This window comes from Ensifer sp. (genome assembly GCF_035999185.1).
Lineage (GTDB): Bacteria > Pseudomonadota > Alphaproteobacteria > Rhizobiales > Rhizobiaceae > Ensifer.
Genome location: NZ_DASYHB010000152.1, coordinates 1 through 13,843 on the forward strand (window position 1 = coordinate 1; position 13,843 = coordinate 13,843).

13 protein-coding genes are annotated in these 13,843 nt (G+C 62.3%); 7 read left to right on the forward strand and 6 right to left on the reverse strand.

All coding sequences use genetic code 11. The features are described from left to right. Together VGO04_RS19785 and VGO04_RS19790 are read right to left on the reverse strand one after the other, a co-directional pair. Positions 1-269 (reverse strand): transporter substrate-binding domain-containing protein (locus VGO04_RS19785; RefSeq protein ID WP_327497672.1); only part of this gene is annotated, 269 nt, incomplete at its 3' end. A gap of 239 nt (positions 270-508) precedes the next feature. Then, a complete protein-coding gene (locus VGO04_RS19790) occupies positions 509-2,026 on the reverse strand; it encodes an aldehyde dehydrogenase (NADP(+)) (protein ID WP_327497673.1) in 1,518 nt (505 codons plus the stop codon). 155 nt (positions 2,027-2,181) lie between these two features. Between VGO04_RS19790 and VGO04_RS19795 the strand changes: the two genes are divergently transcribed. Further along, positions 2,182-3,216, forward strand: a complete 1,035-nt coding sequence (locus VGO04_RS19795) for an Ldh family oxidoreductase (protein ID WP_327497674.1) — start codon at positions 2,182-2,184, stop codon at positions 3,214-3,216. A 155-nt stretch (positions 3,217-3,371) separates the two neighbouring features. Here VGO04_RS19795 and VGO04_RS19800 read toward each other — a convergent pair whose 3' ends face one another. After that, complete coding sequence (locus VGO04_RS19800; RefSeq protein ID WP_327497675.1) at positions 3,372-4,145, reverse strand: NIPSNAP family protein; 774 nt, start codon at positions 4,143-4,145, stop codon at positions 3,372-3,374. A 102-nt stretch (positions 4,146-4,247) separates the two neighbouring features. Here VGO04_RS19800 and VGO04_RS19805 point away from each other — a divergent pair, with 102 nt between their 5' ends. Further along, the gene (locus tag VGO04_RS19805; RefSeq protein WP_327497676.1) at positions 4,248-4,880 is read left to right on the forward strand and encodes a TetR/AcrR family transcriptional regulator; all 633 of its coding nucleotides are present in this window, start codon (positions 4,248-4,250) and stop codon (positions 4,878-4,880) included. Between the two features lie 162 nt (positions 4,881-5,042). Here the strand turns inward: VGO04_RS19805 and VGO04_RS19810 are convergent, their stop codons facing one another. Both VGO04_RS19810 and VGO04_RS19815 read right to left on the reverse strand, forming a co-directional pair. After that, the gene (locus VGO04_RS19810; RefSeq protein ID WP_327497677.1) at positions 5,043-6,005 is read right to left on the reverse strand and encodes a dihydrodipicolinate synthase family protein; all 963 of its coding nucleotides are present in this window, start codon (positions 6,003-6,005) and stop codon (positions 5,043-5,045) included. A 125-nt stretch (positions 6,006-6,130) separates the two neighbouring features. After that, positions 6,131-6,841, reverse strand: a complete 711-nt coding sequence (locus VGO04_RS19815; RefSeq protein ID WP_327497678.1) for a GntR family transcriptional regulator — start codon at positions 6,839-6,841, stop codon at positions 6,131-6,133. A 363-nt stretch (positions 6,842-7,204) separates the two neighbouring features. Here VGO04_RS19815 and VGO04_RS19820 point away from each other — a divergent pair, with 363 nt between their 5' ends. From VGO04_RS19820 to VGO04_RS19830, 3 genes are all read left to right on the forward strand, one after another. Next, entirely contained in the window at positions 7,205-7,351 is a 147-nt protein-coding gene (locus VGO04_RS19820; protein ID WP_064817045.1) for a DUF1127 domain-containing protein, read from the forward strand. Positions 7,352-7,543: 192 nt separating this feature from the next. Continuing rightward, on the forward strand, positions 7,544-8,275 hold the full coding sequence (locus VGO04_RS19825) for a GNAT family N-acetyltransferase (RefSeq protein ID WP_327497679.1): 732 nt from the start codon (positions 7,544-7,546) through the stop codon (positions 8,273-8,275). Between the two features lie 160 nt (positions 8,276-8,435). Continuing rightward, the gene (locus VGO04_RS19830) at positions 8,436-8,933 is read left to right on the forward strand and encodes an EVE domain-containing protein (protein WP_327497680.1); all 498 of its coding nucleotides are present in this window, start codon (positions 8,436-8,438) and stop codon (positions 8,931-8,933) included. Between the two features lie 15 nt (positions 8,934-8,948). Here the strand turns inward: VGO04_RS19830 and VGO04_RS19835 are convergent, their stop codons facing one another. After that, positions 8,949-9,884, reverse strand: a complete 936-nt coding sequence (locus VGO04_RS19835) for an AraC family transcriptional regulator (protein ID WP_327497681.1) — start codon at positions 9,882-9,884, stop codon at positions 8,949-8,951. A gap of 190 nt (positions 9,885-10,074) precedes the next feature. On the opposite strand from VGO04_RS19835, the gene VGO04_RS19840 reads away from it, so the two are divergent. Beyond that, the gene (locus VGO04_RS19840) at positions 10,075-11,541 is read left to right on the forward strand and encodes an alpha-glucosidase/alpha-galactosidase (RefSeq protein WP_327497682.1); all 1,467 of its coding nucleotides are present in this window, start codon (positions 10,075-10,077) and stop codon (positions 11,539-11,541) included. 115 nt (positions 11,542-11,656) lie between these two features. After that, complete coding sequence (locus VGO04_RS19845; RefSeq protein ID WP_327497683.1) at positions 11,657-13,741, forward strand: ABC transporter substrate-binding protein; 2,085 nt, start codon at positions 11,657-11,659, stop codon at positions 13,739-13,741. The last annotated feature ends 102 nt before the right edge of the window (positions 13,742-13,843 follow it).

A 13,843-nucleotide genomic window follows, 5' to 3' on the forward strand; every position in this document is an offset into this window, starting at 1 on the left:
CCCGACATCAGAGCGGGGATACGCTCCGGGAACGGGGTCTCGACGATTTCGGCGGTGACGCCGAGCGCTTTAGCGAGGTCGTTGCAGTAGTCGACGTCAAAGCCGATCGGATTGTTGTTCTCGTCGCGAGAACCCATGGGCGGGAAGTCGAGCACGACTGCGCAGCGCAGCGTTCCCGAGCCGATGACGTCATCCAGCTTGTCGGCATGGGCCTGGCTGGTCAAAGCAGCGGCCGCAACGAGGCCGAGCGCGAGCACCGAATTCTTCATTATCTCTCTCCCTGAGGTGGTGTGCCGTTTGACGGCTGAGGCACTATTCCGGTTTAGAGAGCGTAAATCAATAGAAAAATACAATTAGTATACAAAAAGTATAAGATGATAACGCAGAACGCGCGCAACGATCCCATTTGTTTCGCCAAATGGGGTCGTTGCGCAGCGATCTGTCTTGGCCCCTTGGGGCGAAAGGCATGCGGGCGATGGGCCGCCCGCACTTTTCCTCAACCCCCGCGTTAGCCCTGGAAGTCTTCGGGCAGCAGGGCTTCCGGCATGTTCTGGTAGGAGACCGGGCGCAGGAAGCGGCGGATCGACATGGTGCCGACGCTGGTCGCGCCGAAATTGGTCGAAGCCGGATAGGGACCGCCATGGACCATGGAGTCGACGACTTCGACGCCGGTCGGGAAGCCGTTGACGAGCACGCGTCCGGCCTTGCGCTCGAGGATCGGACGCAGGCGGCGGGCCGTTTCGAGATCGGCATCATCCATGTGAATGGTCGTCGTCAGCTGTCCCTGGAAACCGCGGGCGAGCTGTTCCATCTCGCCGGTCGAGCCGACGCGGACCACGAGGCCGAGCGGACCGAAGACCTCCTCGCCGAGCGCATGGTCGGCAAGGAATTGCTCGCCGGTCGTCTCGAACAGGTTCGGCGAAGCCGAGCGGCCGGACGATTCCGTGGTCAGCAGCGGCTTGACGGCGTTGCGGCTCTCGAAGTGCGCCTTGCCGTCGTGATAGGCCTTGCCGATGCCGTCGGTCAGCATCGTCTGCGGCGCGACCTTGCCGAGCGCCTCGACGGCGGCGGCGGTAAAGCGGTCGGCGTCAGCGCCTTCGACGACCACGGCGATGCCGGGATTGGTGCAGAACTGGCCGGCACCCATGGTGAGCGAGCCCGCCCATCCCTGGCCAAGACCTTCTGCCCGCGCCTTCAGCGCTTCCGGCAGCAGGAACATCGGGTTGACCGAGCCAAGCTCGCCGAAGAACGGGATCGGCTCCGGACGTGCGGCGCAGAGGTTGAAGAGCGCACGGCCGCCGGCGAGCGAGCCGGTGAAGCCGACCGCCTTGATCAGCGGATGCTGCACCAGCGCTTCGCCGACCTGGCGGTTGCCGCCCTGGATCAGCGAGAACACGCCCGGGTGAACGCCGGTCTTGCGGATGGCGGCTTCGACAGCCTGAGCGATGATTTCACCGGTGCCGGGATGGGCGGAATGTCCCTTGACCACGACGGGGCAACCGGCAGCCAGCGCTGCGGCCGTGTCGCCGCCGGCGGTCGAAAAAGCGAGCGGGAAGTTGGAGGCGCCGAAAACGGCGACCGGGCCGATCGGCCGCTGGATCAGACGGATCTCCGGACGCGGCGCCGGCTGGCGCTCGGGCAGCGCCGCGTCGAAGCGGCGATCGAGGTGCTCGCCCTTTTCGATGTGGTCGGCGAAAAGACGGAGCTGCCCGGTGGTGCGGCCGCGTTCGCCCTGCAGGCGGGCTTCCGGCAGACCGGTTTCCTGGGTGCCGATCTCGGTGATGGCATCTGCACGCGCCTCGATCTCGTCGGCGATCGCCCGCAGGAAGGCGGCGCGTTCAGCGCGGGTTGAATAGCCGTAGCTCAGGAACGCCTCTTCGGCGGCTTCCGCAGCGCGGTTGACCAGATCGACGGTGCCGGTGGCGAACTCATGGACCGGGCCATGGGCGGGTGCGGAGGCGAAGGTGCCCGCTCCGTCGAGCCATTCGCCGGCAACCAGGTGTTTTCCTTTGGGGGTGAAGGCCATCTTGCGATCCTTTCGTTCGATCCCGGATTGCCTTTTATGGCAGAGGAGATCATGGCTGAATTGCACTTGTCGGATCTTTGTATACTATATGTATGCAGAACATCAATCGCCTGAGTGTCCACGCAGACCAGGTGCATCTACGAAAAGGGAGAGAGATGAGCGAGACCAACCTGACGATCGCAGCGCTTTTCGAGCGCGTCGAGGCGATCTTCCGCAAGGCGGGCCTGAACGACGTCCAGGCGGGCGCCCTTGCGCGCGTCATCGTTGCCGGTGAGCGCGACGCCTGCAAATCGCACGGTATCTATCGCATCGAAGGTGCGCTGCGTACGGTGAAGGCCGGCAAGGTGAAGCCGGATGCCGTGCCGGAACTCGATGCGGGCGAAGGGTCTGCCATCGTCAAGGTCAACGCCAAGGGCGGTTTCGCCAATCCGGCCTTCGAGCTCGGTTTGCCGGTGCTTGCCGATCGTGCCCGCACGCTCGGCGTTGCCGCCCTCGTTATCAACGATTGCACGCACTTCTCGGCACTTTGGCCCGAGGTTGAAGGGCTGACGGGCGAAGGCCTTGCCGGTCTCGTCATGTGCCCGAGCTATGCGACGGTTGCGCCGACCGGTGGCAACAAGCCGCTGCTCGGCACCAACCCCTTCGCCTTCGGCTGGCCGCGCAAGAATCAGCCGCCCTACGTCTTCGATTTCGCGACGTCTGTCGCCGCCCGCGGTGAGATCGAGCTGCATCGCCGCGCCGGCAAGCCGCTGCCGGAGGGCTGGGCGATCGATGCCGAGGGCAATCCGACGACGGATCCGGAGGCGGCGCTCGCCGGCGCCATGCTGCCCTTCGGCGGCCACAAGGGTTCTGCGATCGGCACCATGGTCGAGCTTCTCGCCGGCATCATGATCGGCGACCTGACAAGCCCGGAAGTGCTCGACTATCTCGGCACCACGACGCTGGCGCCCTTCCATGGGGAACTGATCGTCGCCTTCTCGCCGGAGAAGTTCGCAGCCGGTCGTCCGGGCGATCCCTTTGCCCGCGCCGAAGTGCTGTTCGAGGCGATCGTCGGCCAGGGCGCGCGCCTGCCGTCGCAGCGCCGCTTCATTGCACGCGCCAAGTCGGAAACGGAAGGCGTCGTGCTCAACCAGGCCGAGACGGAGCAGCTCGACCGGCTGCTCGCGCTCGGGTTGGACGCCGTCGCGTAACATCCAATCCGGCGTCACGGCTCTTATCAAAATGCGGAACCAGGTTGCCCTGGTTCCGCATTTTGCGATTCCGCCAAAGGCATCTGGCGTCAATACCGCGAGACCTCTGCGACCTGGTCGGGAAGGCCCGCCGATGCTCCTTCCGGCGACAGGCGTCACGGCAGCAGCGATCGTGCCGTCGGTGTTAGGCGCAAGACTTCGTTCTTTCGCCACGTCCTCCGCTCCATTTCCGCAACGACCTCCGCCGTCCAGCTCCCGGACTGCGCGAGCGCGGCAAGGTGGGTCTCGTACGCGGCCAGACTGGGGAAGGCGGAGAACCAGACGAAGACCGTTTCCCCTTCGCGAACAGGCAGCCTCGGAAACGTATTCGGGCTCTGCTCCGTGACCAAAGCGGCCAGCACCGTGGCCGACGCTTGCACCAGGTGTGGCTTTACCGCGCTCTCAAAGAACCGGGCAAACGCCTCGTCTGTACGCGGTGCGAGATAACAGCTCGTCGCAACCACAAGGCCGCTCCGTGCATCTGCCGCGCCGGGCTGGGCGCGCCTTGCGTGCGACGGCGCAAAGCTGGCATCAGGCGATGCGGGCCGTAAAAGCAGAACGTTGTCGGAATTGATCATCGTGCCGTTCGCCTGGTCGCGGTGCGCGGCCCATACCGGGCCGGTATAGAACGCGTTCAGCGCCGCGGCGCGAGATGGCATGTCGCTGAAGCCTCTTAGCCATACGAAGCTGTCGGGATCATCAAGGTCGCGGAACTGCCCGATCACCGACATTCCCTCCGCCTCCTGGGTTTCAAGGAACGCGCGGTCGAACAAGTCGATCAGCGTTTCACGAGCGTGCGGTCGAAGCCGATACCGTCGCAGTTCGATGATCGCGTTGGTTCTAACGGGAGCGGCCTGCGTCATTGGTTCGCCTTCCGTGATTACTGCCATGGTGCATTCCTCCACAAACAGGACGGTCGTCCTGTTTTTAAATACAGGACAGTTGTCCTGTTTTGTCAATCTGCTATAACTCGGAAAGAACGGAAGGAACTCATGGCGGAACGACCGGCATCACCCAATCGGCGCACGAACGATCCCGAAGGGCTGAGGCAGCGGCTTGTGGATACGGCCTTCGCTGCCTTCACGACGCGTGGCTATCATTCCAGCGCGCTGCATGAGTTGAAGCGCGAAGCAGGCGTTACGGGTGGAGCGCTTGCCCATCACTTCCCGACCAAGAAGGCCCTTGGCCTCGCGGTCATCGAGGATCGTGTGGCGGAAGCCGTTGAATCGACCTGGATCACACCCGTCAGAGCTGCGACGACGACGGCTGAAGGGATCCAGGAGGTTTTCACAACGATCATTTCCGAACTGGAGCGGAAGGGGGTTGTGTCGGGCTGTCCGTTGAACAACCTTGCGCTTGAACTGTCACGCGAGGATGAGGCTTTTCAAGCCGCGATCGAGGCGATTTTCTTGCGCTGGAGGACCGCCATCGCCGACAAGCTGCGGGCAGACCTGCGTGTGGATCGCGCTTGCGATTTCGACTTTGACGCTATGGCAACCCTGGTTGTTGCAGCCTATTCCGGTGCCATGGCGATGGCGAAAGCAACCCAGTCCGTGGCTCCATTGAAGGTTTGTGGCGAGCAGTTGACGTCAATCATCCGAAATCAGACGCAGCAGGGACGCTAAGGCGGAGGCAGATCCCGCCTCTCGCGTCCTTCGGATCGCTCGACAAAAACAAACCCCCTATGGCCTTGCGGCATAGGGGGGTCGGCAGAACGCTACCTGAAATTCCGCACCTGGCGAGCCTCAACCGGGAGGGTTTCTCGCCAGAGTGTCGTCAACCGACGATCAGGCCTTGTACTTCTGGACGGCGCCCGGGAGCTTGCTCCACTCAGCGTACCAGCTGTTGAACAGCTTGAACTGGGCTTCGACATAGCCGCGCTGGCTGTCCGAAAGCACGTCGCTCTCGTTGAAGTGCAGCGTGTATTCCTTGTCGCCCTTGAGCACCATCATGTGCTTGAAGTAGAGAACGAGGTCCGGGCCTTCGTCGAAGGAGGAGAGAACGGCGAGTGCCTGCTCCAGTTCCAGTGCGCGCTGGCGGGCGTCGACGTCGCCTTCGGCGGCCGCGCGCGACAGGTTGCACATGTGGATGACTTCCTTCGGCAGAACGCAGCCGATGCCGGTGATCGCGCCGGTTGCGCCGCAGTTGACGAAGCCGTGGAACACGGCCGTGTCGACGCCGATCATCAGCGAGACGCCATCGTCACGGCTGGTGATGTTCTCGGCCGCATAGCGCATGTCGGCAGCGCCGCCGAATTCCTTGAAGCCGACGAGGTTCGGATGCTCAGTGCGCAGTGCGAAGAACAGGTCGGCGCGGGTGGCAAAGCCGTAGTAAGGGCTGTTGTAGATGACTGCCGGCAGGCTCGGGGCTGCCGAAAGAATGGCCTTGAAGTGGTTCTTCTGGGCGGCGACGACCGAACCACGCGACAGAACGCGCGGGATGACCATCAGGCCCTGGGCGCCGACCTTCTCGGCGTGTGCTGCGTGAGCGACGGCCGAAGCGGTGTTCACGGCGCCGGTGCCGACGATGACAGGAATGCCGGCCTTGACCAGGCGCTCGACGCCTTCCATGCGCTGCGCGTCGGTGAGCAGCGGCCAGTCACCCATCGAGCCGCAGTAGACGACCGCGGACATGCCTTGCGCGATCAGTTCCTTGCCCTTGCGCACCAGTGCGTCGAAATCCGGGGTGCGGTCTTCCTTGCAGGGGGTCATGAGCGCCGGGATGACGCCAGTGAAAATCTGAGCCTTCATGTGAAACTCCTCTCGGCTGTGTTCCTCGGCAGGCTGTTCGCACTTTGCGGCGCGCCACTGCCTGCCTTTGATCTAGACAATAGCCGTTTGTATTTTATTTGTCGACAAGAAAAATACAAAGATCGCTACAGGGCGATGTCGAGCTTGTTGTTGCGGGCAAAAAGCTTCTGTACCTGCTCGACGATCTGCTCCGCATGCGCCTTACCGAGACGGTCTGCCGCCTCAATGTCGCGCCCGGCGATCGCGGCGATGATCGCCGCGTGCTCGTCGACGAAGCGCTGCGGGAACTGCTCTTCGTAGGATTGGTAGTAAAGCCGCAGGATCCGCCGGCCTTCGTCGAGCAGCCGGCGGAACAGGCTGGTGAAATAGGGGTTGCGGCCGGCCTCGGCGATCGCCGCGTGGAAGGCGGCATTGGTGGCGATCATCGCCAGCGCATCGCGCGACTTTACTGCCGCCGCATAGTCCTCATGGAAGCCGCGGATAATGGCGAGGTCTTCCGGCCGGTGGTTCTGCGCCGCAAGCCGTGTCGTCACGCGGTACATCAGCACGAGCGCGTCGAAGAACGGGTTGAGGTTGAGGAAATCGATGTTGGCGACCATCGTCGAGCGGTTCGGAAGCGTGTCGATCAAGCCCTCGCCGGCAAGCCGGACCAGCGCCTCGCGGATCGGCGTACGTGACATCTTCAATCGCTCGGCAAGCTGTACTTCGTCGATGGGACTGCCGGGCGGCAGCACCAGGTCGAGGATTTCGTCGCGCAAGAGGTCATAGACCATTTTCACGCCGGAGCCACGCTTGCGTTCAGGGATGGGGCTGTTGTCGGTATCGATATCGGTCATTTCGGATTCCTTTGTCGACAAAAGAAATACTTGTCTCTGTCGCCAGGATCAACAGGGTTCGGTGGGGTGATTGCCGGGCAAGCCCGAATATCCGCATGCGTGCATTGTCGTTTGCGCCACACTCTGCTGAGAGTCGCGACCGAGCGCAACGCCTGCTGGCGACGGGATCGAGGGTTGCCCCTGGCCTCTGGACGCGCGACCTCAAGCCGCCGTTAAATCGACCCATGCATTTGCCACATGGGAGCGCTGCCGTTTGAGCGCTGCAACTTACCAAAGGCCTGAGTTATAAGGTGTTCATCGAAGCGAAACGAGGCGCCAAGGACTGGCAGCCAGGCTTCGAAAGCCCATTGAAAGGGGGATCACATGAACATCGCACGCTCCATCAACAACTGGCGCAAGTACCGTCAGACGGTCACCGAGCTGGGCCGCATGTCGAACCGGGAACTCCGTGACCTCGGCATCGAACGCGCCGACATCGACCGCGTCGCACGCACGGCCTTCGCCCGCTAAGGCGACCCACATAGACTGAAATTTGCCAAGCGCCTGCATCTCCTGCGGGCGCTTTTGCTTTTTGCCGCCACCATTGCGCCATGGTCCTTCGGCAATTCGAAGCCATTGCTTTACGAATTGACGAGTTGATCCATTTTTGGCGCGCGGCGCGACCCATGCGCCTTCGCCGGTCTGTTTTAAAAGGCGGAGGCCATGCCCCAATTTTCCACAGAGATCACCAACCACTGGCGCGCGACATTTTCGTCCGGCACGGTCGTACAAGGCGAAAGCGGGTTCACCGTCGCGCTCACCTCTGCCCTTGACGATGACAGTGAAGCGATGATGATGAAGACCGCCGACCGCAAGGTCATGGCCGCAGTCTCGCCGGCGCTTGCGGATAAGCTGGCAGTGTCCGGCCGGCCCGACCTCTGCGAGCCCGTATTCCTTCACATGCTGCAGGAAATGGGCATCACGCTGCACGACGCGGATTACATCTTCTATCTTGCCGAAGCGGAAAAAGCGGCATTGCTTCGGGAGCAGCCGGCAAGCTGGGTGCGTTTGCTGACGACCGAAGACTCGGCGGCCTTTGCCGAATTTCAGTCGTCCGCTTCGGAGGAAGATCTGGATGCTGCCTATGTCGAACTCGACCATTGGCTCGTGTTCGGCGCGTTCGAGGGCGACCGTCTGGTCTGCGCCGCGAGCATGTATCCCTGGAGGGAGGAAAGCCGCATAGCCGATATGGGGATCCTGACCTTGGCGACGCATCGCGGTAAAGGCCATGCCCGCAGCGTCGTTCGTGCCATCAGCCGTCATGCGCTCGGGCAGGGGTTTGAGCCGCAGTACCGCTGTCAACTCGACAATGCCGCATCGACGGCACTCGCCAAAGCGGCGGGTCTGACGCTGTTTGGCGAATGGCAGCCGGTTTCACCTGCTTCGGATGGCTGAAGTCGCGGTGATCGCTTGCCCGATCGGGGGTGTGCAGGACCGCGCCGAATGAGAACGAGGCGTGAATCAATGCTGACAGAATCTGGCAGGGGTCGCGCGTAAAGTGGTTCCATGATCAGAGATCGAGGGATGACCGATGTCGGCGCAGGATATGTTTCAGATGGGTGCAGCAAGCAGGTCGGGCGAGCGCAATTTCTGGATCGGGGCCGTCTCGACCGAAGACTTTCAGCCTGGTCCGGGCGACGGCTTCTCGCGTTTCGGCCACGGTTACAGCAACGTGCAGGCAATCACGCGGATGAAGGCCGGTGACGGGTTTATCGGCTACGCGCTCAATGCCGCGTTCAACGGCAGAGCGGCGCTCGCATGTTTTGCGGCCATCGGTGTGGTCAAGGAGCGTCCGCCCTACTTCTTTGCCATGGGTGGCGTTGCGCCGCATCGCGGCGACATCGATTGGGCCGACAGCATGGAGGCCCCTGTTCGTCCGTGGCTCGACAGCCTGGAGTTTGCCGAAGGCAACCGCAACTGGGACCAGAAACTCCGGTTCGGCTATCTCGCCATCAGCGAACGGGATTTTCGCGTGATTGCGCGGGCAATGCACGCCGATCTTGGGATGGTTTTGCCAAGAGCACAGGCGCTTCGCCAGCAGATGGCCGGGTGACGATCTGCACTCGACCTATGCCGTCCGTCCTGTTTCCTCCGGCGTATCGACCGGTTGCTCCACGGAGCCTGCCGCCACGCTCGCATACATGCCGGTCGTTCTGAATTCGGTCGGGCTCAAGCCGAAGGACCGACGGAACACCTTGGCAAAATAGTTGGGATCTTCGAAACCCGACAGGATTGCCACTTCCTTGACCGGCAGGCTCGCGGTCTTCGTCAAAAGCTTGACGGCGCGCTTCAAGCGCTTCTGCAAGACATACTCGGCCGGTGCCATGCCTTCGCTGGCGGCAAAGACGCGAGAAAAATGCGCGCGGCTCAGGCCCGAGACGCGCGCCAGTTCCTCGACCGGCAGCGGCTTTTGCAGGTTGTTCATGATGTGGTCAACGACGCGGTGCATCGTTTGGTGCTCCTGGCTGAACACGGGATGAGAGCCGAAGACGTCGTCATAAAGCGCCATCGCCGCCTCATAGGCGATCGCCGACGCCCGTCCCGGCGTCTCGCCACCGCGGATCAGGCGCAAGCTGCAATCGGCCAGATGCTCGATCGTTTCCGGCTGCAGCTTCAGCACCGGGCCGGTGACGGCGAGAATCGCGCGGTGGACGCGCAAGGCCTCGTCGCCGTTCATCGAGATCCAGAAAAACTCCCAGCGCCCGCTGTCTTCCAGCCAGTAACGATGATTGTGCGGAACGAGCAACAGCAGCGTCTCGCCTTCGCGCACCCGATAGTTCCGGTTTTCGTAGCGCAGGTTTCCTGCACCCGCGATCGTGTGCTGCAGCACCGTAAAAGGCGTGTTGCCACGCTTTCGCCCATCCCAGTCATAGGTCGCATTGGAGCGGATTTCATAGCCGGTGCTGGTCGGCATGGTGTGCAGGCTCTGGCGTCCCCGTGGCAGCGAAACGGTGCGCATGATGGGGCCGTTATCGATCAAATCTTGCAGCATAAAATTACCCATGAAAGCACAATACCGCTCTGGCGGGGTCGCTGATTATACACATAATGACCGCCAACAGCGCAACAGGCAGTGCTTTCTGCCCGTAAGAAATGAGGGGCTGCATTGGAGTTGCGCACTTAAGCGGCGAAAAACTGTGAATTGATTTTACCCTTTGTCAGAGACACGTGCAGTTCATGAGGAGTGAAAGGGCATGGCAACATTCAAGATCGCCATCATCGGCGCCGGCAGCATCGGCTTCACCAAGAAGCTCTTCACCGACATTGTCGCCGTGCCGGAATTGCGCGATATCGAGGTGGCGCTGACCGACCTCAGCGCCCGCAATCTGGAGATGATCAAGGCGATCCTCGACCGGATCGTCGAGGTCAATCGCTTGCCGACCAAGGTGACGGCAACGACCGACCGGCTGAAGGCGCTCGAAGGCGCGCGCTACATCATCAGCTGCGTGCGTGTCGGTGGTCTCGAAGCCTATGCCGACGACATCCGCATCCCCCTGAAATATGGCGTCGACCAGTGCGTCGGCGACACGATCTGCGCCGGCGGCATTCTTTACGGCCAGCGCAACATTCCCGTTATCCTCGATTTCTGCAAGGATATCCGCGCTGTCGCCGAGCCGGGCGCAAAGTTCCTGAACTATGCCAACCCGATGGCGATGAACACCTGGGCGGCGATTGAATACGGTAAGGTCGACACGGTCGGGCTTTGCCATGGTGTCCAGCACGGGGCTGAGCAGATCGCCGAAATCCTTGGCGCAGGCGAGGGTGAGCTCGACTACATCTGCTCCGGCATCAACCACCAGACCTGGTTCACCGATGTCAGGCTCAGGGGCCGCAGGATCGGCAAGGACGAACTGGTCGCCGCCTTCGAGGCGCATCCGGTCTTCTCGCAGCAGGAGAAACTGCGCATCGACGTGTTGAAGCGCTTCGGTCTCTATTCGACCGAAAGCAACGGCCATCTCTCCGAATACCTGCCCTGGTACCGCAAGCGCCCGGACGAAATTTCCCGCTGGATCGACATGTCCGACTGGATCCACGGCGAAACCGGCGGCTACCTCCGCTACTCGACGGAAACCCGCAACTGGTTCGAGACCGAGTTCCCGCAGTTTCTCGAAGCCGCCGGAAAGCCGCTCGACGCGACGAAGCGCTCTAATGAACATGCGAGCCATATCCTCGAGGCGCTGGAGACGGGCAGGACCTATCGCGGCCACTTCAACGTCAAGAATTCTGGCGTCATCACCAACCTGCCTTCGGACGCCATCATCGAATCGCCAGGGTTCGTCGACCGCTTCGGCATCAACATGGTTTCGGGTATCACGCTTCCGGAAGCCTGCGCCGCCACCTGCCTGTCGTCGATCAATGTCCAGCGCATGTCGGTGCATGCGGCGGTCACCGGCGATCTCGACCTTCTGAAGCTGGCGATGCTGCACGACCCCTTGGTCGGCGCCATCTGCACGCCGGAGGAAGTCTGGCAGATGGTCGACGAGATGGTGGTCGCTCAAAGTCAGTGGCTGCCGCAATACGCCCATGCCATCGACGGCGCCAAGGAACGGCTTTCCCGCGCCACCGTCAAGACACGCGACTGGGCCGGTGCCGCGCGCCGAAAGGTGCGCTCGCTCGACGAGCTGCGCGCCGAACGACAGGCGGCCCGCGCCGCTCGCTGATCGATTGCAGTGCGTGCCCCGCGTGAGGAGACGTGGGGCAGGCACTGCCGCAAGTGCAGACGTTCAAGGAGGAGGCCACGCTCCAGCGCGGCGAATAGAGGGAGAATTTGAGCCAATGACCAGCCAAAGACTGACGAAAATGGCGAGCCTGCTGCTCGTCGGCATCTCAACCTTCGCGCTTCAGGCGGCAGCGTCCGATCCGACTGTCGTGCCGGAACAGCCGCCGTTCCCAGCCCAAGGCAAGATCACCTATGTGCCGCGCGACTCTATCGCCGAATTCAAGACGCTGCCGGAATACAAGGAACCGGCCTGGGTCACCGAGAAATACGTCAAGGCCGGCAAGCTGCCGCCGGTCGCCGAACGTCTGCCGAAGGAGCCGATGGTCTTCAAGACCGGCAACATGCCCGACGGCGTCGGTGTCTATGGCGACACGCTGCGCCACGTCATCGGTGGCCGTCCCGAAGGCTGGAACTATTCGGCCGGTCAGAGTCAGGGCTGGGGCGGCATCGATATCGGCATGTCCGAATGCCTGACGCGCACCGCGCCACTGTTCCAGGTGGAAGCAAACGACGTCGAGCCGCTGCCGAACCTTGCCAAGAGCTGGGACTGGTCCGCTGATGGGCACAAGCTGACGATGCATCTGGTCGAGGGCGCCAAGTGGTCCGACGGCGACCTCTTCGATGCCGATGACGTGATGTTCTACTGGGACGACAACGTTCTCGACCCGAATGTCAGCCCGCTCAACGGCGCGACGCCCGAAACCTTCGGCGTCGGCACGACGCTGAAGAAGATCGACCAGTACACGGTCGAATGGACCTTCAAGGAGGCCTTCCCGCGCCAGCATCTCTATGCCATGGCCTATGGCACCTTCTGCCCCGGCCCGTCGCATATCCTCAAAGCCAAGCATCCGAAATATGCCGGCACCACCTATGACCAGTACAAGAACGCCTTCCCGCCGGAATACATGAACATTCCGGTCATGGGCGCCTGGGTTCCGGTCGCCTATCGTCCCGACGACATCATCGTTCTGCGCCGCAACCCGTACTACTGGAAGGTCGACGAGGCCGGTAACCAGCTGCCCTATATCAACGAGCTGCACTACAAGCTCTCGACCTGGGCCGATCGCGACGTGCAGGCGATTGCCGGCTCCGCCGATCTTTCCAACCTTGAGCAGCCCGAAAACTTCGTCGAGTCGCTGAAGCGCGCGGCGCAGGATACGGCGCCCGCCCGCCTTGCCTTCGGCCCGCGCCTCATCGGCTACAATCTGCACATGAACTTCTCGGCCAATGGCTGGGGCGAGCCGGACGAGCGGGCGCAGGCGGTGCGCGAGCTCAACCGCAACGAGGACTTCCGCAAGGCCGTGACCATGGCGGTCGATCGCAAGAAGCTCGGCGAAGCCCTGGTGAAAGGTCCGTTCACGGCGATCTATCCGGGCGGTCTCTCCTCCGGCACCAGCTTCTACGATCGCCAGTCGACGGTTTACTATCCGTTCGATCTCGACGGCGCCAAGGCGCTGCTGGAAAAGGCTGGACTCAAGGACACCGACGGCAACGGCTTCGTCAACTTCCCCGCCGACAAAACTGGCGGCAAGGACGTCGAGATCGTGCTGCTGATCGACAACAGCTATGCGACCGACCGCAATCTTGCCGAAGGCATCATCGGCCAGATGGAAAAGCTCGGCCTGCGCGTCGTCCTCAATTCGCTCGACGGCAAGCAGCGTGATGCGGCCAACTATGCCGGCCGTTTCGACTGGATGGTTCACCGCAACGGACCGGAATACGCCTCCGTCGTACAGAACACGCCGCAGCTCGGCGCAACGGGGCCGCGCACCAGCTGGCACCACCGCGCGCCCGAGGGCGGCGAGGTCGACCTGATGCCGTTCGAGAAGCAGCTTGTCGACACCATCAACAAGTTCATCGCCAGCAACGACAATGCCGAGCGCGTGGCGCTGATGAAAGACTACCAGAAGATCGCGACGACCAACCTCGATACCATCGGTCTTACCGAATATCCGGGCGCGCTGATCATCAACAAGCGCTTCGCCAACGTGCCGACGGGTGCACCGATCTTCATGTTCAACTGGGCGGAGGACACGATCATGCGCGAGCGCCTGTTCGTTCCCGCAGACAAGCAGGGTGACTTCGAGCTCTTTGCCGAGCAGCTCCCGGGCAAGCCCGGCGAGAAGGGCCTGAGCAACTAAAGCAACCGCTCCTCCGGTTGAAAGGCCGGAGGAGCGCTCGATCACCCCAACGACAGAAGGAAACGGCATGTTCAGGTTTCTGCTTGTCCGCATCGCCTCTGC

Bases quoted from the DNA above. Each gene is read 5' to 3' on its own strand.
- VGO04_RS19790 (WP_327497673.1), bottom strand. From the start codon at position 2,026: ATGGCCTTCACCCCCAAAGGAAAACACCTGGTTGCCGGCGAATGGCTC.
- VGO04_RS19795 (WP_327497674.1), top strand. From the start codon at position 2,182: ATGAGCGAGACCAACCTGACGATCGCAGCGCTTTTCGAGCGCGTCGAG.
- VGO04_RS19800 (WP_327497675.1), bottom strand. From the start codon at position 4,145: ATGGCAGTAATCACGGAAGGCGAACCAATGACGCAGGCCGCTCCCGTT.
- VGO04_RS19805 (WP_327497676.1), top strand. From the start codon at position 4,248: ATGGCGGAACGACCGGCATCACCCAATCGGCGCACGAACGATCCCGAA.
- VGO04_RS19810 (WP_327497677.1), bottom strand. From the start codon at position 6,005: ATGAAGGCTCAGATTTTCACTGGCGTCATCCCGGCGCTCATGACCCCC.
- VGO04_RS19815 (WP_327497678.1), bottom strand. From the start codon at position 6,841: ATGACCGATATCGATACCGACAACAGCCCCATCCCTGAACGCAAGCGT.
- VGO04_RS19820 (WP_064817045.1), top strand. From the start codon at position 7,205: ATGAACATCGCACGCTCCATCAACAACTGGCGCAAGTACCGTCAGACG.
- VGO04_RS19825 (WP_327497679.1), top strand. From the start codon at position 7,544: ATGCCCCAATTTTCCACAGAGATCACCAACCACTGGCGCGCGACATTT.
- VGO04_RS19830 (WP_327497680.1), top strand. From the start codon at position 8,436: ATGGGTGCAGCAAGCAGGTCGGGCGAGCGCAATTTCTGGATCGGGGCC.
- VGO04_RS19835 (WP_327497681.1), bottom strand. From the start codon at position 9,884: ATGGGTAATTTTATGCTGCAAGATTTGATCGATAACGGCCCCATCATG.
- VGO04_RS19840 (WP_327497682.1), top strand. From the start codon at position 10,075: ATGGCAACATTCAAGATCGCCATCATCGGCGCCGGCAGCATCGGCTTC.
- VGO04_RS19845 (WP_327497683.1), top strand. From the start codon at position 11,657: ATGACCAGCCAAAGACTGACGAAAATGGCGAGCCTGCTGCTCGTCGGC.